The organism is Vibrio sp. S457-15, assembly GCF_000960545.1.
Lineage (GTDB): Bacteria > Pseudomonadota > Gammaproteobacteria > Enterobacterales > Vibrionaceae > Vibrio > Vibrio parahaemolyticus.
Genome location: NZ_JYOQ01000168.1, coordinates 18,302 through 42,865 on the forward strand (window position 1 = coordinate 18,302; position 24,564 = coordinate 42,865).

18 protein-coding genes are annotated in these 24,564 nt (G+C 46.3%); 6 read left to right on the forward strand and 12 right to left on the reverse strand.

The features are described 5' to 3' along the window. Positions 1-42: 42 nt before the first annotated feature. The 8 genes from UF05_RS17165 to UF05_RS17200 all read right to left on the reverse strand — a co-directional run bounded on the left by UF05_RS17165 (position 43) and on the right by UF05_RS17200 (position 9,670). Entirely contained in the window at positions 43-1,359 is a 1,317-nt protein-coding gene (locus UF05_RS17165) for a BatD family protein (protein WP_079854140.1), read from the reverse strand. Then, complete coding sequence (locus tag UF05_RS17170; protein ID WP_045546090.1) at positions 1,356-3,086, reverse strand: VWA domain-containing protein; 1,731 nt, start codon at positions 3,084-3,086, stop codon at positions 1,356-1,358. The genes UF05_RS17165 and UF05_RS17170 overlap by 4 nt, the downstream gene beginning before the upstream one ends. Further along, positions 3,079-4,149 carry a vWA domain-containing protein gene (locus tag UF05_RS17175; protein WP_005477545.1) on the reverse strand — a complete coding sequence of 357 codons (1,071 nt, stop codon included), beginning with the start codon at positions 4,147-4,149 and terminating at the stop codon, positions 3,079-3,081. Before UF05_RS17175 ends, UF05_RS17170 begins: the two co-directional genes overlap by 8 nt. Continuing rightward, positions 4,142-4,720, reverse strand: coding sequence for a DUF4381 domain-containing protein (locus tag UF05_RS17180; protein ID WP_045546091.1), 579 nt, complete (start codon positions 4,718-4,720; stop codon positions 4,142-4,144). The genes UF05_RS17175 and UF05_RS17180 overlap by 8 nt, the downstream gene beginning before the upstream one ends. Beyond that, on the reverse strand, positions 4,721-5,683 hold the full coding sequence (locus tag UF05_RS17185) for a DUF58 domain-containing protein (RefSeq protein ID WP_045546092.1): 963 nt from the start codon (positions 5,681-5,683) through the stop codon (positions 4,721-4,723). It lies immediately after the preceding gene. Positions 5,684-5,695: 12 nt separating this feature from the next. Beyond that, on the reverse strand, positions 5,696-6,679 hold the full coding sequence (locus UF05_RS17190; protein WP_005376549.1) for an AAA family ATPase: 984 nt from the start codon (positions 6,677-6,679) through the stop codon (positions 5,696-5,698). 85 nt (positions 6,680-6,764) lie between these two features. Beyond that, positions 6,765-8,033, reverse strand: a complete 1,269-nt coding sequence (locus tag UF05_RS17195) for an anaerobic sulfatase maturase (RefSeq protein ID WP_025632215.1) — start codon at positions 8,031-8,033, stop codon at positions 6,765-6,767. Between the two features lie 107 nt (positions 8,034-8,140). Beyond that, a complete protein-coding gene (locus UF05_RS17200) occupies positions 8,141-9,670 on the reverse strand; it encodes an arylsulfatase (protein ID WP_020841980.1) in 1,530 nt (509 codons plus the stop codon). A gap of 139 nt (positions 9,671-9,809) precedes the next feature. On the opposite strand from UF05_RS17200, the gene UF05_RS17205 reads away from it, so the two are divergent. After that, positions 9,810-10,667 carry a LysR family transcriptional regulator gene (locus UF05_RS17205; protein WP_020841979.1) on the forward strand — a complete coding sequence of 286 codons (858 nt, stop codon included), beginning with the start codon at positions 9,810-9,812 and terminating at the stop codon, positions 10,665-10,667. Here the strand turns inward: UF05_RS17205 and UF05_RS17210 are convergent. From UF05_RS17210 to UF05_RS17220, 3 genes are all read right to left on the reverse strand, one after another. Continuing rightward, positions 10,654-12,969, reverse strand: coding sequence for a tetratricopeptide repeat protein (locus UF05_RS17210; protein ID WP_045546093.1), 2,316 nt, complete (start codon positions 12,967-12,969; stop codon positions 10,654-10,656). The two genes, UF05_RS17205 and UF05_RS17210, sit on opposite strands and share 14 nt — an antisense overlap. A gap of 160 nt (positions 12,970-13,129) precedes the next feature. Beyond that, complete coding sequence (locus UF05_RS17215) at positions 13,130-14,677, reverse strand: arylsulfatase (RefSeq protein WP_005454162.1); 1,548 nt, start codon at positions 14,675-14,677, stop codon at positions 13,130-13,132. Between the two features lie 309 nt (positions 14,678-14,986). After that, a complete protein-coding gene (locus UF05_RS17220; RefSeq protein WP_223848353.1) occupies positions 14,987-16,501 on the reverse strand; it encodes an arylsulfatase in 1,515 nt (504 codons plus the stop codon). Between the two features lie 281 nt (positions 16,502-16,782). On the opposite strand from UF05_RS17220, the gene UF05_RS17225 reads away from it, so the two are divergent. From UF05_RS17225 to UF05_RS17235, 3 genes are all read left to right on the forward strand, one after another. Continuing rightward, the gene (locus tag UF05_RS17225; protein ID WP_079400723.1) at positions 16,783-17,169 is read left to right on the forward strand and encodes a winged helix-turn-helix domain-containing protein; all 387 of its coding nucleotides are present in this window, start codon (positions 16,783-16,785) and stop codon (positions 17,167-17,169) included. An 89-nt stretch (positions 17,170-17,258) separates the two neighbouring features. After that, on the forward strand, positions 17,259-19,613 hold the full coding sequence (locus tag UF05_RS17230) for a fatty acid cis/trans isomerase (protein ID WP_025631643.1): 2,355 nt from the start codon (positions 17,259-17,261) through the stop codon (positions 19,611-19,613). A gap of 18 nt (positions 19,614-19,631) precedes the next feature. Further along, entirely contained in the window at positions 19,632-19,823 is a 192-nt protein-coding gene (locus UF05_RS17235; RefSeq protein WP_005454225.1) for a hypothetical protein, read from the forward strand. 85 nt (positions 19,824-19,908) lie between these two features. Here UF05_RS17235 and torS read toward each other — a convergent pair whose 3' ends face one another. Continuing rightward, entirely contained in the window at positions 19,909-22,875 is a 2,967-nt protein-coding gene (torS, locus tag UF05_RS17240) for a TMAO reductase system sensor histidine kinase/response regulator TorS (protein WP_025631645.1), read from the reverse strand. A 43-nt stretch (positions 22,876-22,918) separates the two neighbouring features. Here torS and torT point away from each other — a divergent pair, with 43 nt between their 5' ends. Together torT and UF05_RS17250 are read left to right on the forward strand one after the other, a co-directional pair. Continuing rightward, positions 22,919-23,968 carry a TMAO reductase system periplasmic protein TorT gene (gene torT / locus UF05_RS17245; RefSeq protein WP_256095226.1) on the forward strand — a complete coding sequence of 350 codons (1,050 nt, stop codon included), beginning with the start codon at positions 22,919-22,921 and terminating at the stop codon, positions 23,966-23,968. A 63-nt stretch (positions 23,969-24,031) separates the two neighbouring features. Further along, positions 24,032-24,487, forward strand: a complete 456-nt coding sequence (locus UF05_RS17250; protein ID WP_005454351.1) for a methylglyoxal synthase — start codon at positions 24,032-24,034, stop codon at positions 24,485-24,487. Positions 24,488-24,564: the final 77 nt, after the last annotated feature.

Consider the following 24,564-nt stretch of genomic DNA (forward strand, 5'->3'; position numbering starts at 1 on the left):
CTATTCTCTAATAAAAACGAGGCGCTATATTAGCGCCCCATTTTATTCATTGCCATCTCTTCCAATGACTTTGTCCAGTTCTGGTAACGCTCGCGGAATACGGAATTTAAAACGTTGTTGTTTGGTCTGGATCTTGCGCCACATCGACTTCATTAAATGAGCGCTATTTTCACCATTTTGCATTCGCGACGCACTTTTTTGCCACGATTCACTCGAATCGGCTTTGGTCATTTCCAGCTCTGCCGTATTTAAACGCAATTGTTTGTACAATACGGTCCTTGCTTCAGACCAACGTTTAGCCTTTAACAAACGGTGGAACGTCAACCATGCTGGTGTCGGTCTGTTGCGGTAGTAACGTTTAATGGCTACCAACGAAACAGTCACAAAACCCAACAATACAAGCGTGGAAACAATCCATGCAAAATACGTTTTGATGAAGGATTTCAACGTGTGCTTCGCGGCAAATGTTTTGCCCTCTAACACCACCGTTTCCACTTGCTGAGTCTTACTGTTCCACCAACGGAACTCATAATCTGGCAGGGTTAATTCACCACCTTGTTGAATCACGTACACGCTCTCTTCTGTGCGTGTTGACTGGTAATCACCACGTGTTTGCGTATCTGTAAGACGGTACGGTTGAGGATACGCTTGGTAACGGGTTGTTGATTCTCCTTTCAACAAGTCTGGTAGCAACACAGATAGCGAATCATGAGCCAAAATAGTGATTTTACGCGTGATTGCATCCCCAACTTTGAGTGACTCAGTGGAGGTTTCCCACTCTTGTTTTACGTCTACGTGCGTTGCAGAAAACCAAGGCGTATCACCGCTCAACAATCCCGATGGCAAGACAGTTTTGAACTTAATCGGCTGCGTATAAAGTGTGCCTGACACCTTCTCGCCGTCCGGCGCCGACACCTGAACGCCCACAGCGACAGGTGGAATCACAAAATCACCAGATGCTTGTGGATACAAAGTCACTTCCCAGCGTTGACGCGACCAAGTTTGTCCGCCCTTGTGCTCCGTGAAGTTAGTGGCTAACTGATTACGCTGTTTGGCGATAACATTGGGCATTTCAATACTGCCAATTCGCGTCCCACCCGTAAACCAGCGCGGCGTTGCCACTTCGATGGTTAAAATGACTTGCTCGTTGACACTAAAACTTGGCGTTTTACGCTTTTCCCCAGCCGTTGGTTGTTGACCGACCCACGCTTGCAACTCAACACCATGATTGCGTTGAAGATCGTAAATATCCTGAGCGAAAACGTGACGACTTACGAACAGACTCAAACAAACCACTAACCATGCCACTATCCTTGCAGGAAGTGCAAAAGAGGTAACGCGATGGACATTCATCATCATTGGGCCGCCTCCTCTGTATTGTGTTCCGTTGTCGTAGTTGAGCTACCCGTTGTTGGCGAGCGTAATTGAATTTGAAATTTAGCGCGTAAGAAATACTTCGGATCCGCTTCGACTCGCTTTAGCCACTTGTCGGCTAATTCTTGGCTACCTAAGATGTCGTCTGCGCTTAACGTCTCTTTAATCATCAACTCTGCTGACGTTTGTTCATCCGCTCCTTCTGCGGTTTGAGGGTTGTCGCCTAGCTCGGTTGACGCCTCTTGCTCTGTTCCGGCTTGACTTTCACTCATCTGATTTATCTCATCGACGATGCCAGCAATCACTTTCAAGTTGTGCTCAACATCAGGTCTTAACGACTCGCTCAACGTTGTCTTGCTGGCTAGGGATTTTAACAAGTCGCGAGCAGCCAAATATTCACGTTGGCGTGCCAATGCGCTCGCCGCATTGTAAAGACCGTAATCTCGAACCTCTTCGGACGGGTCGTTTTGCATTTCCAAAAACGCACTGTGCGCGAGCTCAAACTCGCTAGCGTAGTAGTACGCCGTGCCTTTGCGTAATGGATCGACAAAGTGTTTTGCAGCTTCTAAATACGCTTGTTGGTTGAACAAACGCTGTCCTTGTTGGTCTGGCGTCAGCCACAAATCCCACCACCATTGCGCCACCTTGTCGAAGGTCGTCACTTTTTGCACAACTTGTGGCTGCTCGGCTTTCACAGAAATGTTCTCCGCCATTGCACTGGTCGGCATCAACAGTGTACCGCTCACCATTACGATCACGCACCACTGCACTAACCACCCTTTTCTAAACCACAGCATCATGATCAACGCGATTGGGAACAGAAGTTGATAACCCATGTCTTTCCAAGGCATTGAAGATTCGCCATTAAGCTGCATATTGCGCTCAACGTATCGATTCAGTTGTTCGATATCACTGTTATCGACCGTCACTTCCACCAATCGACCGTTGGTCTGGCTGGCCAGTTTTTGCAGAGAATCCAAATCCATCGGGTTGTTACTCACGATGTCTGTATTCCCCGCAGCAAGAATTAACAGTTGATAAGGTTTGCCTGCAAAATACGCTTGGTATTGCTTAATTGTGGCCGGGTTCACGCCGTCGCTCACCAACAAAACGGTGGAGCCTGGTTGACCTTGCAATTGTTGATCAATTAACGGCAAGGCTTTTTCAGCAAGCTTACCTTGCACGGGCATGATTTCTGGCGTAATGGCCGCCAAGAATGGGTCAAATACTTTGCTGTCTTGAGTCACAGGCATCGCCACATGAGCACTGCCCGCAAACACGACTAAACCCGTTTTTCCGCCTTTTCGCGCAACTAACAAATCGCGTATTTTCTGTTTGGAACGCTCAAGGCGGCTTGGTGGGAGATCTTTTTGCAGCATCGAGTCGCTGTTATCAAGCACCACAAGCAGAGAGGCTTTATCTTCACCAAAGGGAGAAGATTCACGTTGCCACGTTGGGCCTGCACAAATCACAAGGGCGAGTAGCACAATCAGCATCAAGAGCTTAAGCGGCAGTTGCTTGCGCCAACCTCGCTCGCCTATCGTCAAAGCATTGCGTAAATGTTCGGGCAGAATATCCTTCCAGCTTGGTTTGCTTTCTTCTCGCCAGCGCAACCACACCAAGAAAAACATGGGGATCAAAGCCATTAACCACAGCGGTCGGATAAAATGAAACTGCGTAAAGAATTGCGTCCAACTAAGAGAATCAAACATCGCTCTCTCCTAATGATGATCGTGTTGCAGCCCTTCTTTTGAGTGTCGCGACGCTGAACGCGAGTAAATGCATGATGACCACTAACGCCATCAAGTAATGGTGAAGGCTTTGTTTTGGGCGGTATGTGGTGCTTTCGTAAAGTTGAGGTTCCAGTTTGCCAATCTCGTCGTAGGCAGCCGACAGTTCATCACGGTTGAGAGCTTCAAACGCTTCACCGCCGGATTCTTTCGCAATGCGATGAATCGTGTCCATATCCAACGCGGTTTCACCTATCGTTTCCGGATCACCCATCGCAATCACGTGCACTCGCACGCCTTTGGCTTTCGCAACTTTCGCCGCATCAATCGGTTCGACAAAGCTGCCCGTGTCATTACCATCGGTTAATACAATCGCGACTTTTTCACGGTTTTGATCTTGTTCTAAAGCACCACGCGACTTATCGCTTTGCTCAAAAACTTTAATCGCTAAGCCAATCGCATCACCAAGATGGGTACTCTGCCCTGCCATCGCCACATCGGTTTGGTTAAGCAGTTCGAGCCACACTTTTTGGTCTGCGGTAAATGGAGTTTGCACAAAAGCGGCATCACCAAAAAGAACCAAGCCTAATCGGTCACCTTTACGAGACTGAACAAACTCCGTCAGCACTTCTTTCGCCGCATCAAGGCGAGAAATTTTTTCACCTGTACGAGAGGTGAAATCAGGCTCAGCCATGGAACCCGAAAGATCCACCACGACCATCACATCGCGCCCTAAACTCTCGCGAACTTGAGGCTCGCCTAACACGGTGGGTTTGGCCATCGCACACACCACCAAAAGCCATGAGAGAATTAACGTTGCTCGTTGCCACCAGCTTGGGGTTAACTGGCTTGCACCTTCTGATGGCGTCTCGCCAATCGCTTCCACCAACTGACTAAAAAACGGCACTTTGATCGCCATTTGCTTAGTGCGATATGCAGGCACCAAGTAGTACACCACCAATGGCAGCGGCAAAATCAGAAACCACATTGGGTGAGCAAATTCAAAACCAGACAAACCAGTTAGCGATGCAAGAAGATCATTCATGTTGACCTCCCTGATTTGCTTTGCGTTTCAATAATGGAGATTTCTTTGCCGCGCTTTTTTGAGCATCACAGCGGTGTTCACTCACCCAGTTTTTCGCACGAGCAATAAGCGTTACTCGCTCTTCGTTGGTTAGCGTAACGCTTGGGTCAACAATACTTTGTAGCCAGCGCTTTGAAAGCTCATCGTTAAAGACCACTTGCGAGTTTGCTAGAGAATCTCCGGTTTGCGGATATAGCGCATCGAGCTTGCGCAAAAAGGCGGTATCAAACAATTTCGCGTTACGGCTATCAACATGAATCAACACAATTTTAAGCAAAGAGAACAATGCTTTAGGCATGCCTTTGTCGCTCGGTTTGATTTGCGAAATCGCCAACAGAGCTTCTTGTCGGTAGCGGTTACACCACCACTGTTGAGCCAAACGATACGCGACATACACTAGTGCAATGAGCGCAACCACCGCTAAAATCTTCCAGCCAATAGTTTGCGGATACCAACTCACGCTTGGTGGCACGGCCACATCATGTAGATCTCTGAGTATGTAAGTACTCGGAGGCGTAGGAAGACCACTCATTTAACGCCCTCCTACCAGTTTTTGAAATTGTTTAATGTGCTCGCCTGTCGTATCGAGTTCGATGTGCGGAAGGTGTTTCATCGCCATAAATTGAGAGAGTGATTGACGCTGTAAGTTGGTTCGAGCCTCAAGCTTTGCGCTCGCGGCTTCTACCTTTGCTTTGCTGTCTAAATTGAGTTGATACTGCCCATCACCAACCACCCATTTCGATTTTGCCAAATCGTCTGGTAGCGCTTGTTCGAATGGGTCACTGACCATCACTGCGAGAACATCATTGTGCTGTTGTAGCTGTTTAAGGTGGTCAAGATGGTGCTCCTCGCAGTCGCTCCAGTCGCTGATAAAAATCAGTGTGGATTGTTTGAGCTTCATGCGTTTAATGAGCTCAATCCATTGACTGAACGTCACTTTTTCGGAATTGCGGGAGTCCACATTGAGCGATTGATTGGCTTTAGCGAGACGCTTAAGTTGAGCCAGAAGATCGTTTTGCGAACGCTGCGCCTTGCTGTGAAACAACGCCTGTTGGGATGCGATGACAAAACCGACTCGGTCGCCATCTTTTAACACGCGCCACCCGCACATGGCCGCGATTTCTGCCGCGACAACCGATTTCATTACTTGTGTCGAAGCAAAAAACATTGCGCTGCGTTGGTCGACACACACGATCACGTTGCGATCTTTTTCTTCGGTGTAGCTGCGCACGTGCGGCTTGCCTGTGCGCATCGTGACTTTCCAATCCAGGTTACGAATGTCGTCACCCAATTGATAATGGCGCAGCTCTTCGAAGTTCAATCCACGACCGCGAAACAGCGAATTGTGGCGGCCTGAGAGTACGCTACCCGCTTTTAGATGTGGAAGTAAACTGAATGATTCTGCTTGTGCTTGCAAGCGTACTAAGCGAGCGTAATCGCAGTACAAACGGGGATCTATCCCCTGTGATTTTGGCGCAAGAGTTGGCTTAGCCATAATGCCTCCCGCTTATCCAATTTCTACACAATCTAGCAGCTCTTGCACGACGCGTTGGTGATCGACTCCGTCTGCTAGTGCATCGTAGGTCAAAGAAAAACGGTGGCCCAGTACGGACGGAACCATGGCTCGCACATCGTCAGGAGTGACATGGTCACGTCCTTGCATCCACGCATACGCACGAGCGCATTTGTCTAGTGCGATGGAGGCACGGGGACTAGAGCCAATCTCAATCCATTTTGCTAAGTTTGAATCGGCATAACGCTCTGGCTTACGAGTCGCCATCACCAACGCGACAATGTAGTTCTCCACTAGGTCTGATACCACGATGTTTGGTAACTGACGGCGCGCTTCTAGCACCACGTCTGGCTCGATGTGTTTTGGCGTAATAATTTCGCTGCTGGTTTCCGCACCTAATTCTTCACTGCGCACCAAACGGATGATGTCACGTTCAGCGTCGTCTTCTGGGTAATCGACGGTAACCTTCATGATAAAACGGTCCATTTGCGCTTCTGGCAGCGGATACGTGCCCTCTTGTTCTACTGGGTTTTGCGTTGCAAGCACCATAAACAAGTCTGGCAATACGTGAGTTTTATCACCTACCGTGATTGTGCCTTCGGCCATGGCTTCAAGTAGTGCTGCTTGTACTTTGGCTGGCGCACGGTTGACCTCATCGGCAAGCACTATGCTGTTAAAAATTGGCCCTGGTTGAAAATGGAGTTGCGGCTTACCATCCAACTCTTGATAAACCTCGGTTCCCGTCACGTCCGATGGCAAAAGATCTGGCGTAAACTGAATTCGACCAAAACTGGTGTTTAACAAGTTCGCCAACGATTTTACAGAACGTGTTTTTGCCGTTCCCGGCAAACCTTCTAGAAGAATGTGCCCGTTCGTTAATAACCCGATGACTAAAGCTCGAACCACGTGGCTTTGTCCAATGACGCTTTTTTCTGTTTGTTCGATGAGTTCTTTTATCGCTTGTTGTGCGTGGTTCATAGGGTACCTTTTCAGTGGTTTAAGCCGTCTTTTCAATAGTTAAGTATAAGAACAAATGAAATAACTTAAGGTTATATTCACTATGTTATCTTTGCGGTTCTTCAGATTGGAGAAGCTGTGCAAGACCAACCAACATCGGTAACGCGTAATCAAAGAACATTTTGATTCCCGAACACAGATAGTTTAGTCCAGGCTCGCCATTCGGCGTTTTGATCAGACGGTTTTTCGGACACTCGCCCCAGCAATAAGGCAAGTAGGGACACTGCTTACAATACGTCGGCAAAGATTCGCGTTTTGCCATGCCAAAGGTGTATTGTCGTGTAGAGAAGGCCATGTCATTCAATGAGTGTTCATGAATGTTGGCGAGTTTGTATTCTGGGTACACATAATGGTCGCAACTGAACACGTCGCCATTGTGCTCAATCGCCAAGCCTTTGCCACAAAACTCAGCCGTCACGCAAAGCTGAGACGGTTTCCCCATTACTTGCGCTACCGCAGTTTCAAACAGGTTAACCAGTACACGGCCAAGATCGTTATTCACCCATTCTTCAAAGGTCGCCATTAAAAAGCGTCCCCAGTCTTCAGGATCGACCGACCAATCCGTCACAACAGACATTGGATGACCCGGTTTCGCCAGATCACTGCCTTTGGTCGGGATCATCTGTTCGTTCCAAAACTGCGGTGCGGTTGTTTGGAAGTCGTTCGCTTCAACCACCGGTGCAAACTGAATGTATGTCACACCCAATTCTTGGGTTAAAAATCGATACACTTCGAGCGGGTATTTCGCATTGTGACGATTCACCGTCACCAACGCGTTGAATTTCACGCCATGCGCTTGGAGCTTATCTACCGCTTTCATCACCAGATCAAACGTCGGCTTACCGCTGCGGGTTTTGCGATATTTGTCGTGCAACTCTCGTGGCCCATCAATCGACAAGCCAACTAGGAAGTTGTGTTCTTTTAAAAACGCACACCACTCATCGTTTAGCAAAATGCCGTTGGTCTGAAGGTCGTTTTCAATGCGAACGCCTTTCGGCTGATGTTTCTTTTGCAAAGCTACGACATTGCGGAAATAGTCCAACCCAAGCAGCGTTGGCTCCCCACCCTGCCATGAGAATACAATTTCTTCGCCATCCTGACTTTCGATGTAGCTTTTCACGAACGCTTCCAATGTTGCGTCGTCCATTTTTGGTTGCTTTTCTTGGTGCAGTAGATTTTCTTTATGCAGATAAAAGCAGTACTGACAATCGATGTTGCATTTTGCCCCGCCCGGCTTTGCCATTACATGGAATCGACGGACATACGCATCCTTCAACGAAGGTCTCTGGGATGTTTTTAATGGAATAAGTTCCATTACAGTGGAATGATTAGGAAAAATTTTCATGCTTTTAACCCAAAACGGCAATGTGACAAGCTATTTAATCAGAGCTTGTCACATTGATGTGGTTAGCTAGAAATTAGCTATTTTTCGATGCCAATAGTAAAACTAGCTGGCTTTTGACGAACAGGAAACTCTTTGAATGTTTGCAACATTTTTGCAGTTTCTGGCAAGGCAATACCTGTAATCAAGAATTGGCGGTCATATTGCCACGGGCCATAAAAATCACTAGTATCACCACGTTCAAATGGATCCATTTTTAGGTCAAATAATTTAGGTACACGCAATTTTGTGAATGGTCGTTCCCAAACTGCCCAACCAGTTTCGTTTTCTTGAATTTGATAATGGAATTTCCAACGGTCTTTACGGAAAGCTAACAAATCACCATCATCACTCCAATATGCGAACCAATCTCTACGACCTTTCTCTTCTTTACCAGTTAAGAATGGCAATTGGTTATAGCCATCTAGGTGGACTTTATACGTTTTACCTTGAGCCTTCTTGCCTTTTAATAACTCTCCTTTGACATTTGGCTCACCAGCTGCTGCTAACAATGTAGGGAACCAGTCTTCACCTGCCATAATATCGTTTACGACAGTTCCTGGCTTAATGTGACCAGGCCAACGAACCATTGCAGGTGAGCGGAAACTTCCTTCCCAACCAGTATTCTTCTCACTACGGAATGGCGTCATACCCGCGTCTGGCCAGCTCATTACCATAGGGCCATTGTCTGTTGTATAAACTACAACAGTGTTATCTGCAATCTTCAAGTCGTCCAGTTTATCTAGGATCGTTTTAACTTGGTTATCGTGTTCCAACATACCATCAGCATAGTCACCTAAACCCGATTTACCTTTCCACTTAGGACTAATATGCGTTTTATTATGCATTCTTGTAGTATTTATCCACGTAAAGAATGGTTTATTCGCTTTCACATTTTTATCAATAAAAGCAAGTGCAGCATCTAAAAATTCATCATCCACGGTTTCCATACGCTTGCGCGTTAGTGGTCCTGTGTCCTCAATTTTACCATCGGCACTCGAACGAATAACACCTCGCGGACCATATTTTTTACGAAATTCAGGATCCTTTGGATAATCAACGTTTTCTGGTTGTTCTTCTGCATTTAAATGATACAAATTGCCGAAAAATTCATCAAAACCATGTTTTGTCGGTAGATATTCGTCTCGATCCCCTAAGTGGTTCTTACCAAATTGTCCAGTTGCATACCCGAGTTCTTTTAACAAAGTAGCCATTGTAGGGTCTTCATCAGAAATACCGACTTTCGCACCTGGAACTCCCACTTTTGTAAGCCCTGTTCTTACAGGCATTTGCCCAGTGATAAATGCAGAACGACCAGCGGTTGAGCTTTGTTGAGAATAATAATCCGTAAATTTGGCCCCCTCTTTTGCAATACGATCAATATTAGGGGTTTGATATCCCATCATCCCTTGACTATATGAACTAATATTCCAATACCCGATGTCATCACCCATGATGACAACAATGTTTGGTTTATCAGCGGCATGGGCTATTAAAGACGTAGCGCCTAAAGCTAATGTACATGCATTTAACGCTAGCTTTTTACCGCTGAATTTTGATTGCTTTTTCATAGTTTCTCCATAAGAACTAATAGCTAAAAAATGATATTCGCTTTTCAATATCATTATTGATATAAGATAAAGCACTAATTTCAGGCGATAAATGCAGTCAAAATTAGTTAACCCATAAACTGAATTTATGAGTAACATTATGGACTTGAATTTGATCCAAACTTTTCTTGTTGTCGCGGAGTTCCAATCTTATACAAAAGCCGCGGAACAATTGGGGCTTACGCAACCTGCTGTGAGCGCTGCAATAAAGCGTTTAGAGCAAGTCGTAGATAAACAATTATTTGTGAAAAAAGGACGGGGAATTACGCTGACATCTGCGGCGTATCAACTACTGCCTCAGTTCGAGCAAGCGGTGAGTATTATTGATAATGCTATCACGGAGAAGAAACACTTTGAGGTGTACTGTTCCGAGATTCTGCTGCACATTATGGACCCAATAAAAAATACGATTTTTTACGAATCACCTCCCGAAAAATACATCTTATTTGAGCTTTTAAGACAACAAAAAGCAGATCTTGTAATTGATACAGTGATCACAAAAGATGCGGCGTTTGTCATGGAGGAGGCATATGAAGAAAAAGCCGTCATCATTTGTCGAGAGCAACATCCTCGAATCCAAGGCTCTTTGAGTAAAGAGCAATTTTATGATGAAACTCACTGTTTGTTTTCAGGTAAATGGAACAACATGTCGGGTTTTGAGCAACTCGCTCATGAAACCATTCTAGAAAGGAAAGTCGAACTCGTTACATCTTCGATCGCTGGTATGGCGTTGTACGTCGCACAACGAGATTGTTTAGGTCTAGTGTCTCAATCTTTTGCAAACAAATGGAGCAAAGCCCTTAAGCTTCAAATTCTGCCTTGCCCCATTTCTATACGCACTGTCCCTTACAAGTTTGTTTACCATAAGCGCGAATTAAACAACCCTGCTCATATTGCACTTCGCGAGAAGATCAAAACGCACCTGACAGCTGCACATTACGAACCTATTTCTCTGTAGTCACGGTCGCTTTGAGCTGTTGAATAACTTCCTCTGGAGCATGTGCACCAAGCTGCTTGGTGCACTGTTCAAAGGCAAATGCAACGCCGCCTTGTCGATAGTTTCTCGCCAACACTTCGCACTGGGCATAAAGATGCCGTGGGTCGCCACCAACGTCAAACGCCTTGTTTAACGCCTTACTCGCTTCTAATACGTCGGATTTCTCCAACGCTAAACCGTACACATACCAATACTGAGCGTTATCTTTCGCGCTTTCTGCGGCCTGTTTTAAATACTGATTAGCTTGTTTGCTGTTGCCTTGTCTTAACAGCGCAAGCCCTGCACTGTAAGGCAGCGAACTTGATTTCGGCTTCGCTTTCATTCCCGCACTCAGAATTTGTACCGCTTTGGCTTCATCACCTTGTCGGCGATACATGTCCGCTAAATTGACGTAGCTATTTTCGAAATAAGGTTCGATGTCGATAGCTTGTTGATACAGTTCGATCGCTTTATTAGCATCTCCCAAACTGCGATATACATTGGCTAAGTTAGTTCGCCCAAATCCGCGATCGGCATTAAAGCGTTGAATGTCCATGTATTCATCTAACGGTTTTTGAATGCGCTCTCTTTGTAGCGGATTCATTTCCCCATAATGACTGACTAGCGCAGCCGCCGCTTCGGTTCGCACCGACAACACCGGGTCACTCAGCAACGGCTGTAAAATCTGCCAACGGTCACTAAAGTCATACCCTGCCGAGCCAGCAACAGCACCCAGTCGAATCATCTCGTTCTCATGTTTCACGGCGCGCGCAAGCGCAACCAACGTATTCTGGCCAGTATTGCCAGCCATTCGCTCTAAAGCCGATGCGCGAATGATGTCACTGATGGAAGAATCTTGAGCCGTATAAGCCAAGGCATCTGAACCACCTCTATGACCTATCGCGTCTGCATAAAATGCGACCGAAAAGTGCTGAGTGTTGCGATACTTTGATTTTGGGAACCATCGACCAATCTGCTCATCGGCCCAGTTCGCATCTTTATCATCATGACAAGCGGTACAAACATTGGGCGTATTAATATGCTTGCTTAAATCTGGGCGCGGAACGTGCCAACTGTGGTCTCTGCGCGGGTCTACCTGCATATAGGTCGTCTCCGGCATGTGACACGTTGTGCATTTTGATGCTTCGGTGTTCGCTTGATGAAAGGTGTGGTTTTCTGGCAGATAATCTGACGCTACATGGCATTGCGCGCATACTGCTTCTTCTGGGATTTTTAGTTGGGCGCTATGTGGATCGTGACAATTTGTGCACGTTACGCCTTTCTCTGCCATGGCCGATTGCAGAAACGAGCCGTAGACATAGTCCTCATCGTAAATTTGGCCATCGTGATAATAGAGCTCAGGGGTAATTAAACTCAGACGGTACTTATCAAGAAACGTACCTTTGACGTGATCCGCTTCTTCATTCAACTGGGTACGTCGACTGTGGCACTGAGCGCAAGTTTGAACTTGGTTGGTTGGCACAATGTCTTTGGGCTGAAGCGTACTGTGCCCTTCTTTGTAAACCCACTCTTTGACTGCGGCTGAAAGATCGCGAGAAAAACCATAATGATTTTCGGTGGCAATTGGCATTCCATTTTGCTTGGCCTGCTTCGCCATTTCCACGTGCAGACTTGCCGGGCCATGACACGCTTCGCAGCTAACGTTGATTTCTGACCACGTTGTTTGATACGTATTGCTTTGCGCGTCGTAGTTTTTCTTCAAGTTGGTTGAGTGGCAATCAGCGCACATGAAGTTCCAGTTTTGCCCTGTATTGGTCCAGTAAAACTCATCGGTTGTGGTCGTGTCTGGATATAAATGAAACCAACGTTGCCCGCCTTGTTCCACACTTCTCGAATCCCAAGCAAAAGGAATCAGTTGTATGCGCCCATCATCAAATTCCACCATGTACTGTTGTAATGGCACCCAACCAAACGTATAGCTGATTTTGTAATCGTGCCACTGTCCATCTGGCCCTTGGATGTTGACCCAATATTCATCGCCTTTGCGAAAAAAACGGTTTGTCTTGCCCTGATGTTCAACGGCTTGATTGTCGAAGTTACCCAGTACGGATTCTGAATCAGCATGGCGCATCGCCATATCATGGTGCGAGCCTTGCCACGCTTCCACTTCGACTTGGTGACAATCGATGCACGTTTCATTACCAATAAACTGAGCTTGAACAACTTCTGGTGGAGTTTGGGCGTTTTGCTGCCCAAACAGAGAAAAAGTGACGAGCATAGCAAGGCTCACTATTGCCTGCTTCCAACTTGCCCACTGAGTCATAACGATCCTTGTTATTCTAATTTTGTTCTTCATCAACTGTAGGATGACTTTTTCTTTTTGGACAAGTAATTACATGAGTTTTAAGAAAAACTTAAACGGTGCGCAAAAAAAAGAGGCTCCTTAGAGCCTCTCGATTTGGAGTGTTGATCGTGTAGCAAACCTACTTATTCGGGTTCTCTTGCAGTTTCTCCATCACTTGATCAAGCGAGAAACTTGCGGCTTTTTGCCTTGGCGGGAACTCTTTGAAGGTTTCTAGGAATCGACCAACATACGTTTGTGCTGGCACCAACATGTAGGCGCGATCAAGCATCCAATCGTAGTAAGTGTTGGAGGTAACATCCGCAACTTCATAAGGGTCCATGCGCAAGTTGAAGATCTTCGGCACACGTAATTTGGTGAATGGTTCAGCCCAAATACGCAACGTACCTTTTGCACGTTGTTCCATGAAGACCAATTTCCACTTGTTGTAACGAAGCGCAGTTAAATCGCCATCGTCCGAGAAGTAGAAAATCTCTTCACGCGGTGCTTTCTCTTCTTTACCAGTGAGGTATGGCAGGAAGTTATAACCATCTAGGTGAACTTTGAATTTCTTATCACCCGCGCTGTAACCTTTAAGCAGTTTCTCTTTGATGTTGTCATCACCAGCGGCGGCTACAAATGTAGGCATCCAGTCCATGTGGTGCATGATGTCATTCGAGACAGAACCCGCTTTAATTTTACCTGGCCAACGTACCATTGCAGGAACACGGTACGCACCTTCCCAGTTGGTATTTTTCTCGCCACGGAATGGCGTTGTACCCGCATCTGGCCACGAGTTCATGTGTGGGCCATTATCGGTTGAGTAGAAGACAATGGTGTTGTCTTTAATGCCTAAGTCATCCACTTTTTTCAGTAGCTGACCAACATGGTTGTCGTGCTCCACCATACCATCAGCATAAGTACTGATGCCGGTTTTGCCTTGGTTATCTGGCTTCACGTGAGTACGGAAGTGCATGCGGGTTGCGTTCCACCACACGAAGAATGGTTTTTTCGCTTTCACGGCACGATCCATGAAGTCGAGTGCCGCATCTAACGTCTCTTCGTCCACCGTTTCCATACGCTTACGAGTCAAAGGCCCTGTATCTTCAATTTTGCCGTCAGCGTACGAACGAATCACACCGCGTGGGCCAAACTTCTTACGGAACTCAGGATCTTTAGGGTAATCGACGTTCTCCGGTTCTTCCTCAGCGTTCAGGTGGTAAAGGTTGCCAAAAAATTCATCGAAGCCGTGGTTAGTAGGAAGATGTTCGTCTTTGTCCCCTAAGTGGTTTTTACCAAACTGACCAGTCATGTAACCCATTGGTTTAAGCATTTCCGCAATAGTTGCGTCTTCCGCTTTCAAACCTAGATCAGCACCAGGAAGTCCGACTTTACTTAGACCCGTTCTGAGCACAGTCTGGCCGGTAATAAAGGTGGAACGACCCGCAGTACAAGATTGTTCACCGTAGTAATCTGTGAACATCATGCCCTCTTTCGCGATGCTGTCGATGTTTGGTGTTTTGTATCCCATCAAGCCAAAGGTGTACGCACTGAGATTGGACTGGCCAATATCATCACCCCAGATGACGAGAATGTTAGGTTTTTCTGCCGCGATACTGCTGCTTGTCGCGCCAATTAAAGCCGCGGCAAGAATCGCTAATCGGCGTTTAACGCCATATTTCGCTGTCATATAAACCTCTGTGTGTATTAGAAAAGTGCTTCCTGCAACAGAATGTATAGTTCACAACCTCCGGATTTGCGAATATTCAAAATGAGAATAAAGGCAATGGGGTTTAATAATTTCCGCGAACATATTCACACGGCGACAACAAAGATCTGAAGGCGTTTAGATAACAGAAGGTTCGCTAACGCAAGGAATGGCAGGAAGAGATAACAAACGATTAGAGGGTTGCGAAATAGATAAAATAAAAAACGGTTCGCGCCGACAACCAAGATAGATCATCATTGCGAACCGTTGGGGGTTCAAATACGCTTAGGATTAACCTTTCGCTTGTTGAACTTTACTTAGGTTCTTCATTTGTTCCATCACTTTATCAACCGAGAAGCTTGGGATCTCTTGACGTGGTGGGAACTCTTTGAATGATTTCAGAACTTTCGCTACTTTTGCTTGAGCAGGAACAAGCAAGAATACGTGGTTGAACTGCCATGTTTCGTAACCGAAGCCTTGGTCGCCCTTCTCTAGTGGGTCAACTTTAAGGTCGAAGATCATTGGTATACGTAGGTTTGTGAACTCTTTCGTCCAAACATCCCAACCTTCATGCTCTTGGATCTTGAAGTGAAGCTTGAAGCGCTTGTCACGCATTGCCAGCAAGTCGCCATCGTCTGACCAGTAGAAGAACTCATCACGAGCAGACTCTTTGTCTTTACCCATCAAGTAATTCATTTGGTTGTAACCATCTAAATGGTTTTTGTATGTGCGATCAGCAGACGATGATTTGTAACCTTTCAGCAAGTCTTGCTTGATGGTGTTGTTACCCGCCGCAGAAAGCAGTGTTGGGAACCAGTCTTCACCCGCAAAAATGTCGTTTAATTTCGTATTTGGTGCAATGTGTCCAGGCCAACGAACCATTGCTGGCACGCGGAAGCCACCTTCCCAACCTGTGTTTTTCTCACCACGGAAAGGACCAAATGCCGCATCAGGCCAGGTCGCGTTCATCGGGCCATTATCGGTGGTGTAAATCACGATGGTGTTGTCGGCAACTTTCAGATCATCCAGTTTATCTAGCAACTCACCAACCATGTTGTCGTGCTCTACCATACCATCTGCGTATTCACCCAAACCTGTTGTACGGTTTTCTTCTTTCACATGCGTCCAAACGTGCATGCGCGTTGCGTTGTACCACAAGAAGAACGGCTTGTTCGCTTTAACCTGACGCTCCATGAAGTTCATTGCCGCGTCTAGCGTTTCTTGGTCGACCGTTTCCATGCGCTTACGTGTCAAAGGACCCGTATCTTCAATTTTGCCATCGGCATAAGAATGGATTACACCACGTGGGCCAAAGTTTTTGCGGAACGCAGGATCTTTCGGGTAATCAGGGTTTTCAGGCTCTTCTTCCGCGTTCAAGTGGTAAAGGTTACCCATGAACTCATCAAAACCGTGGTTTGTTGGCAACATTTCATCTTTGTCACCAAGGTGGTTTTTACCAAATTGGCCTGTCGCGTAGCCCATATCTTTAAGTGCCGTCGCCATTGTAATGTCTTGCGGTTGAAGACCTTGTTCTGCACCCGGTAGGCCTACTTTCGTCAAACCGGTACGGATTGGCATTTGACCGGTAATGAAAGTACTACGACCCGCAGTACAAGATTGCTGCGCGTAGTACGCAGTGAAAAGCGCACCTTCTTGCGCAATTCTGTCGATGTTTGGTGTGTTGTAGCCAAGCATGCCTTGGTTGTAAGCAGAGATGTTACCGTAGCCGATGTCATCACCCATGATAACCAGCATGTTGGGTTTAGAAGCTGCTTGTGCGGCAATCGGAGCTGCCGTTGCAAGCATCGTGAGTACTAGAGTATTTTTGCGAAAGTTCACGTTTTTTATTCCTTCACGTTAAAAACTTCCTTTATGGTATGCCTGCTGAAAAAACGATTGAAGTTATACAAGATATAACCAAATCTCATCTCAACTGGCATAGCATTGCAATAACAGGCCGGACAATGAGCACATTTGCTGACCACTTGTCTTCATCGATTTGAATATCTTCTTTATATATTGCATTGATTTTTGATTGACCATTAATGATAATGGTTCGCAATTTCATTATTAATCTGGATATCAACGTGAGCGATCAAGCAACCTTGTCAGTTTTGCCAACCTTAACGTCTGATAGCCAAGATTGTGGTCACTCTTCTTCAGCAAATCATGTACTTACGCTCGATAAGTACACGCAGTCTGTTACGATTCAAAGCCAACCAAAGAAGACGGATATCCAACTCACGCCCATTCAGTTTGAACTGCTGCGCACGCTCATTCAGCATCAAGATAAAGTACTGACCAAACCTTTCCTCTATCAAACCGTTTTGCAACGTCCGTTCACTGAGCATGACCGAGCGCTGGATATGCACATCAGTCGAATGCGAAAACGCTTGATTGCCGAAGGCATGCCACCAGATCAAATTCAGACAATTCACCGTAAGGGTTATCTATTTAAATCCATAAATAGGTAAAGAAAGCGCGGCTATTTGTCTCGATTTTTGGTATTTCGTCACTTATTTTGCTTTAATTAATGAAAATTCAATTTACTCAAAATAACTCAATGAATTTGCGTCTAATTTTTATACTCTGCATTGCCAGTCTGTTTGCTGGTTGTGCTACTTATGCTGGCCTGAACTTTGACCAACTGTTCGGCCCTCAGTTGGTTCGTGAGCGTACTGCCAGCGTTGAAACGCCACAGGCAGATTTCTTCCAACGCGAGGTAAAACCTATCGTCGATAACCGCTGTGTGGTTTGCCACGCCTGCTACGATGCGCCATGTCAGCTAAAACTCTCATCGGTAGAAGGGATCGACCGCGGAGCATCGAAAGCGTTGGTTTATGAAGGCACTCGCCTGACAGCTGCTGCACCTACTCGCTTGTTTGAAGATGCAGAAACCACCCAAGAATGGCGCGACGCTGGCTTCCACCCTGTTTTGAATGAACGCGACCAAAGCATGGCGGCAAACCTTGAAGCTGGCCTTATCGCTCGTTTATTGCAACAGAAAGAGCGCCATCCCTTGCCAGACCAAGTGCAATTAGAAGGTTTTGATTTTTCGATTGATCGTGAGCAAACCTGCCCGACAATTGAAGAGTACGAACAGTACGAAAAAGACAACCCAAACTGGGGAATGCCATTTGGTATGCCGAATCTAACCAACAGCGAATACCACACGCTGATGACTTGGCTAGAAAACGGCGCGATCATGAATATGCACACGCCAATCAGTGACCAAGAGCAGGCGCAAATCAATCAATACGAAACACTGCTCAACCATTCAGACCTCAAAAACCAGTTGATGTCGCGTTATATTTACGAGCACTTGTTCCTGTCGCACCTGTACTTCTCTGAGTTGAGCGAAAAACCTCGCTTCTTTACCCTCGTGCGCTCCGCAACACCGCCAGGACAACCAGTAAAACGCATTTCCACTCGCCGCCCTTACGACGATCCGGGCGTTGAACGCGTTTACTACCGAATCATTCCAGAACAAGGCACTATTGTTGACAAAACGCACATGCCATTTGCGCTCAACAAACAGCGCATCAGCAACTGGAAAAAGTGGTTTATTGAAGCGGATTACTCCGTTACTCAGCTACCTAGCTACGAGCCAGAAGTTGCAGCTAACCCGATGACGGCATTCATTGATATGCCAGTGAAGTCTCGCTTCAAATTCATGCTTGATAACGCGCAAAACACCATAATGGCGTACATTAAAGGCCCTGTTTGTCGTGGTCAGCTTGCACTTAACGTCATAAATGATCGCTTCTGGGTATTCTTCTTAGACCCAGACAAAGCTGACATTCCTGAGGTTAACGAGTTCTACCGTTCACAAGCAGATAACTTAAAACTGCCAGCCGAACAAGAAAGTAATACGCTTCCAGTCACAAACTGGGTTAAGTACGCACGCCAACAAGCGCGTTATCTTGAGGCGAAATCTGAGTTCACGAACAATTGGTTTAAGCATGGCGAAAACCTATCGACTGACGTCATTTGGGACGGTAACGGTACCAACCCAAATGCAGCATTAACAGTATTCCGTCATTTCGACAGTGCATCTGTAGTTCAAGGGTTGGTTGGCGAGCAGCCCAAAACAGTCTGGATCTTAGATTACGCTTTGCTGGAGCGTATTCACTACCTATTGGTAGCAGGGTTTGACGTATACGGTAACTTTGGTCACCAGTTGATGACGCGTATGTTCATGGACTTCTTACGTCTTGAAGGCGAGAGTAACTTTGTCACCTTGCTGCCTGCGGATATGCGTCACCAGCTTCAATCGAGCTGGTATCAAGATCAAAGCCCTCAGCTTAGTGACTTTTTGCAACGTAACGTGAAGCCTTTTAATCAACCGACCAGCGTTGTTTACAAAACGGACGATCCAAAAACCGAGCTACTGAACATGATGCGCAAACGCTTATCGCCAGTGCTGTTGCCGCGTTATGAGATTACCGATACTGCGCTTTCAGATAAAACGGGAACAGAGTTAAAACGCATCGGTCAAGTGCGTGGTGAAGGGCTACAAACCGTCCCACAAATCACGATGCTGATGGTGCGTAGTAAGTCAGGTAAGGACGAACTGTTCACCCTACTTCACAACAATGCGCACACTAATATTTCGAGTTTGTTTGATGAAGAAAGCAACCGAGACTTCGCCAACGACGATATGACCATCGTGCGTGGCGTTGTCGGTAGCTACCCAGCAGCATTTTTCTCCCTTAAAGAAAACCAAGTAAAAGAATTTGTCGATCAGTTTAGCGCGATTCAAAACGAAGCCGATTACGTTAAGTTGTTGGATAATTTTGCGATTCGCCGTAGCTCGGAAAAATTCTGGCCGTTTAGCGATCGTATCCACAATTGGTACCGTACAAATCAACCGATCGAATTTGGATTACTTGACTATAATCGTTTTGAGAATCGATGATGATTTAAGGGGGTTCTCATGGGTATCCGAGACAACATTGCCGCTCTGGAGCAACAAATTTACGTTGCCTGTTCAGAGGGAGACTACGAGACGGTCAACATGCTTGAGCATCAACTCGAATACTTGCGTGGCAAAGTGGAACATCCATTAGATGATGACCCTTATGCCTTAGACACTCGATTCGAGTGGGAAGATGACATGACCAAATAGAAAAAACCTCCGGCATTTACCGGAGGTTTTTGTTTTTAGGTTTGGCTTAGGCTTAGGTTTAGGTTTAGGTTTAAAAAGCAAAGCTTTACTCTGCCATCAGTTCATCAAGTGCATTAACTGACGCAGCAACTTGCTCGTCCAATAAACCTTGCTGAGAGTTGTATGTATCTAGCGGTTCAGCAGCAATCTCGATACTTTGGCAAGTGTTCATTAACGCAGTAAGACCTAAACTCCCCGCACTGCCTTTTAGTTTATGAGCGAGATTTTTCACTGCTAGGCTGTCATTTTTTTCTGCTGACTCAACCAACTGTCCAAGTACATCCGCACTGGTATTTCTGAACAAGTCGATGATATGCAGCATTTTTTCTCTGCCTAAAATCTTCATGTCGGACTGGATCACGCTTGGATTAATGATGACCATTTCTGGTTCCTCTCGTTGTTGGTGGTCTTGTTCGACCTGATTTTCAATAGTTAGATTGGTATCGCTCGTTTCGCTCAGAGGTAAGCATTCTCCACTTTGCGGAAGCAGTAATTGTTTGCCATCCAGAACATCCTGAATCAACGTAGCAAGGGCTTCTTTCTCAACCGGTTTTGGCAAGTAACCATCAAAACCCGCGGCCAAGTAGCGTTCCACTTCTTCCGCAAAAACATGAGCAGACACCGCAATCATAGGTGTCGGTGACAACGCTTTGTCACTTGGCTTGTTACGTTCGATGCGTTTTAAGCGTTGAATCAAATCCGTGCCGTCGCAATCAGGTAAATTGATGTCAACAAGCGCGATGTCAAAATCTTGTTTATCAATGATTCGTTCAGCTTGCAGGCCATCTTCCGCCATCACAACTTGGTGCCCCATACTCTGGAGGAAACCTTCCGCCACCACGCGGTTTACTTCATTGTCTTCGACCAACAGCACTTTGGCTTTCACCTTGCAGCGAGCGCTCGCCACAACACCGATTTCCACAGGCTCGCTTTCTTCAAGTGGGATGGAGAACCAGAAACGGCTGCCTTCGCCCTCTTCTGAGTCGACTTCTAGCACGCCGCCCATTGCTTCTACGATGCGTTTGCTGATCGCCAAACCAAGCCCTGTACCACCGATTTGGTTCAGACCTCCTTCTGCTTGCGTGAAGGCATCAAACAGAGTTTTCTGATCTTTTTTCGAAATGCCGATACCTGTGTCTGAGACTTCAAATAGCACTTGCGATTCGTCTTCTGGATTCAGGCTGACGTAAATATCAATTTCACCGTCTTCAGTGAATTTGATCGCGTTACCCACTAGATTGTTCAGCACTTGGCTAATGCGCGTTACATCCCCTTTCCAGTATCGGCTGACGTCACTTTCAATGTGGTAAGAGAACAGCAGTTGCTTCTCTTGTGCTCGGCTGTTCATCAGTTGGAACGTGTCTTCAACCATTTGATGTAGGTCGAAGCCCAATCGGCGAATCTCAAGATGGCCGGCTTCAATTTTCGAGTAATCCAGAACGTCATTTAAGATGGCAAGCAAGGTTTTACCACTGCGGTTGATGATCTCCGCGTAACGCTTTTGAATTGGGTTTAAACCAGAATCCATTAACAAACGAGCAGTACCGAGCACGCCGTTCATCGGCGTTCGAATTTCATGGCTCATTGTCGCTAAGAAGGCCGATTTCGCGCGGCTCGCCTGCTCGGCTTCATTACGCGCCTGAGCGTGGTTCACGACCTCTTCATTCAAGCGCAGGTTAGCTTGTCTCAACTGCGAAGTGCGCTGCTCAATCAATTCTTCAAGGTGTTCTTTGTGTTCTTCCAGCTCTCGTTTGGCTTTTGCTTCCCCTTCTGCCACCACTTTGAGTGCTTGGGCGGTATTGCGGGCGGTGATGATAGCTTGCCCCATGTGCGCGAGTTCGTCTTTGCCTTTAACTTCTAGTTCAACAGCCAAGTTACCTTGAGCAACAGAAAGCAGCGCAGCAGAGTATTCCGCCAGACGTTTCACTACCGACACGTACACCACGCGCCAAAGGATAAGCACAACCACAATCAAGCCGACAATCGAGATCACCGTTAGCGACCATTGGGCAAATTTCAGCGTATTGGTCAGCTGGTCAACGGCAAACGTGGTGGTTTTGTTGGAATCGTCCACCAGCTTGTTCACCGTGCTGTTCAATTCAGAAAACAGCTCCAGCGTTTTCTGCATCAACTGTTGAGATTGCTCGTTGTTTTCGTATTGTTGCAGCAAAATGGTAAATACCACTTGGCGCTTACCGAGCTCGGTGAGCAATTGGCTCATCTGTTTTGAACGTGTTGGGTCTTCGACCGCTAAGACGCGGCGCTTCATGATCTTAAGATTGTTTTCAAACGCCGTCTGGATTTGTTGGATACGATCAACGTTGGTCAGAGTGCGTGCTTCTTCAATTTGATTAAGCATTTTAAAAGCGAGAAGATGCAGTTCGTGCAGACGCTCGGTTAGGTCAAGATCGACTTCAACCAAGGCATCGAGCGCTTGATAGACTTGGTCTTTTTTATTCGCTTCTAACAGGTCATAAATATGGGTTACGTTAGCAACCGCAATCGTGCTGGTGTTTTGAACTTGAGTGCGAGTGAGCTGTTCTAACTCTTCACTCAGCAGGCGCATTTCTTCAACACGAGTATCAATTTCTTTCGCTAGCCACAACTTTCTTTCAACCGTGACACCAAGCTCCGCGAGGTTATTGATCACATTCTGAACATTGCTTTCAAGTGCATCGAGCAGTTTTGAATCAAATGACTCACCGCCTAACTCTTTAATGTGCGTCAACAGCGATTCAAGCTGTTCGAACAACACTCGCCCGGCTTCTTTCCTCTCTTGCTCATTTTGCGCATTAGAGAGCATTTGCACCGATGAAATGATTCGAGTACTCAATTCCGAGACTTGTCGCGCTTCTATCATGGCGGGGATCGCGGCATCTACCACGTTCCTTTCTGTTTTTGCCACCAGCGAGAAGCCGGATACGCCAATCAATGCTGATAACATGACCAGCATTGCCATCGCGATGAATGACAACAGAAGTTTACGACCGATGCTTGCGGTTGCTAGCAACATATTTTCATGACCTTAATGTTCGTGTTCGGCGACATATTACGTTATATTTTGCAGTGTTTACTTAATCTATGCCAACGAACTTCATTTCATGGTTATAAATCAACGCTCAATTCGTACAATTTTCAAGCATTCAGTCTTGGCAGCGTCACTTTGCGCTTCACTACCTTCTGTGGCCGCTGAAAAGATCTGTGCGATCTACCCTCATTTAAAGGATTCTTACTGGTTATCAGTAAACTATGGAATGGTCTCTGAAGCAGAGAAACAAGGCGTCAACCTGCGCGTATTAGAAGCAGGTGGCTACCCAAATAAAAGTCGTCAAGAGCAGCAACTTGCGCTGTGTACCCAATGGGGTGCAGATGCCATTATTTTAGGCACGGTTGATCCTCACGCCTATGAACACAACTTAAAAAGTTGGGTCGGCAACACGCCCGTATTTGCAACAGTCAACCAACTCGATCTTGATGAAGAACAGAGCACACTGCTCAAAGGCGAAGTCGGTGTCGATTGGTATTGGATGGGTTACGAGGCCGGTAAGTACTTAGCCAAGCGCCATCCAAAAGGCTCAGGTAAAACCAATATTGCCCTACTGCTTGGCCCACGTACTCGTGGTGGCACTAAGCCTGTCACAACGGGGTTTTATGAAGCTATCAAAAACAGCGACATCCACATCGTTGACTCCTTTTGGGCAGACAACGATAAAGAGTTACAGCGTAACCTAGTGCAACGCGTGATTGATATGGGTAACATCGACTACATCGTCGGCAGTGCGGTCGCCATAGAAGCAGCCATCAGTGAATTGCGCAGCGCAGATAAAACCCATGATATTGGTTTGGTATCGGTGTATTTGAGTCACGGTGTGTATCGTGGCCTTCTGCGCAATAAAGTGCTTTTTGCTCCGACAGACAAAATGGTGCAACAAGGCCGCCTGTCTGTCATGCAAGCGGCTCACTATTTACGCCATCAACCGTATGAAAAACAGGCATCGCCAATCATCAAACCACTGACGCCAAAGACGCTTCACGATGACACAATTGAAGAATCGTTATCTCCGTCAGAATATAGGCCGACATTCAGCATAAAGGCTGTTGATTGATGCGCTAAAAAAGTGTTTTATTGATAGATAACCAGTTCATAATCATAAAATCGGAATAACTTGATGCAAAAAACGACTCGTACCATGCCTGCGCATAAACACGTGGCATTGGTTGCCCACGACAATTGCAAACCTGAGCTCCTTCGCTGGGTAAAAGAGAATAAAGAAAAGCTGCAACGCCATTTCTTGTACGCTACAGGCACAACTGGCCACATGCTGAGCAAAGAAACTGGCTTAGCAATTAAGAGCATGATCAGCGGCCCGATGGGTGGCGACCAACAACTTGGTGCATTGATTTCGGAAGGTAAAATCGATGTATTGGTCTTCTTCTGGGATCCACTAAACGCCGTACCTCACGACCCTGATGTGAAAGCCCTACTTCGTATCGCGAGTGTTTGGAACATCCCAGTTGCGACTAACCGTGCAACGGCAAAATTCCTCTTCGACTCTCCTCTTCTAGAACAAGAAGTCGACATCGAAGTGCCAGATTACGAAGCTTACCTTGCAGAACGCATGTAAATCGACGTAATCAAATAGATAAAACAAAGGCGATACTGAGTATCGCCTTTGTTGTTTTTAACGGTTGAAAAAGTGCG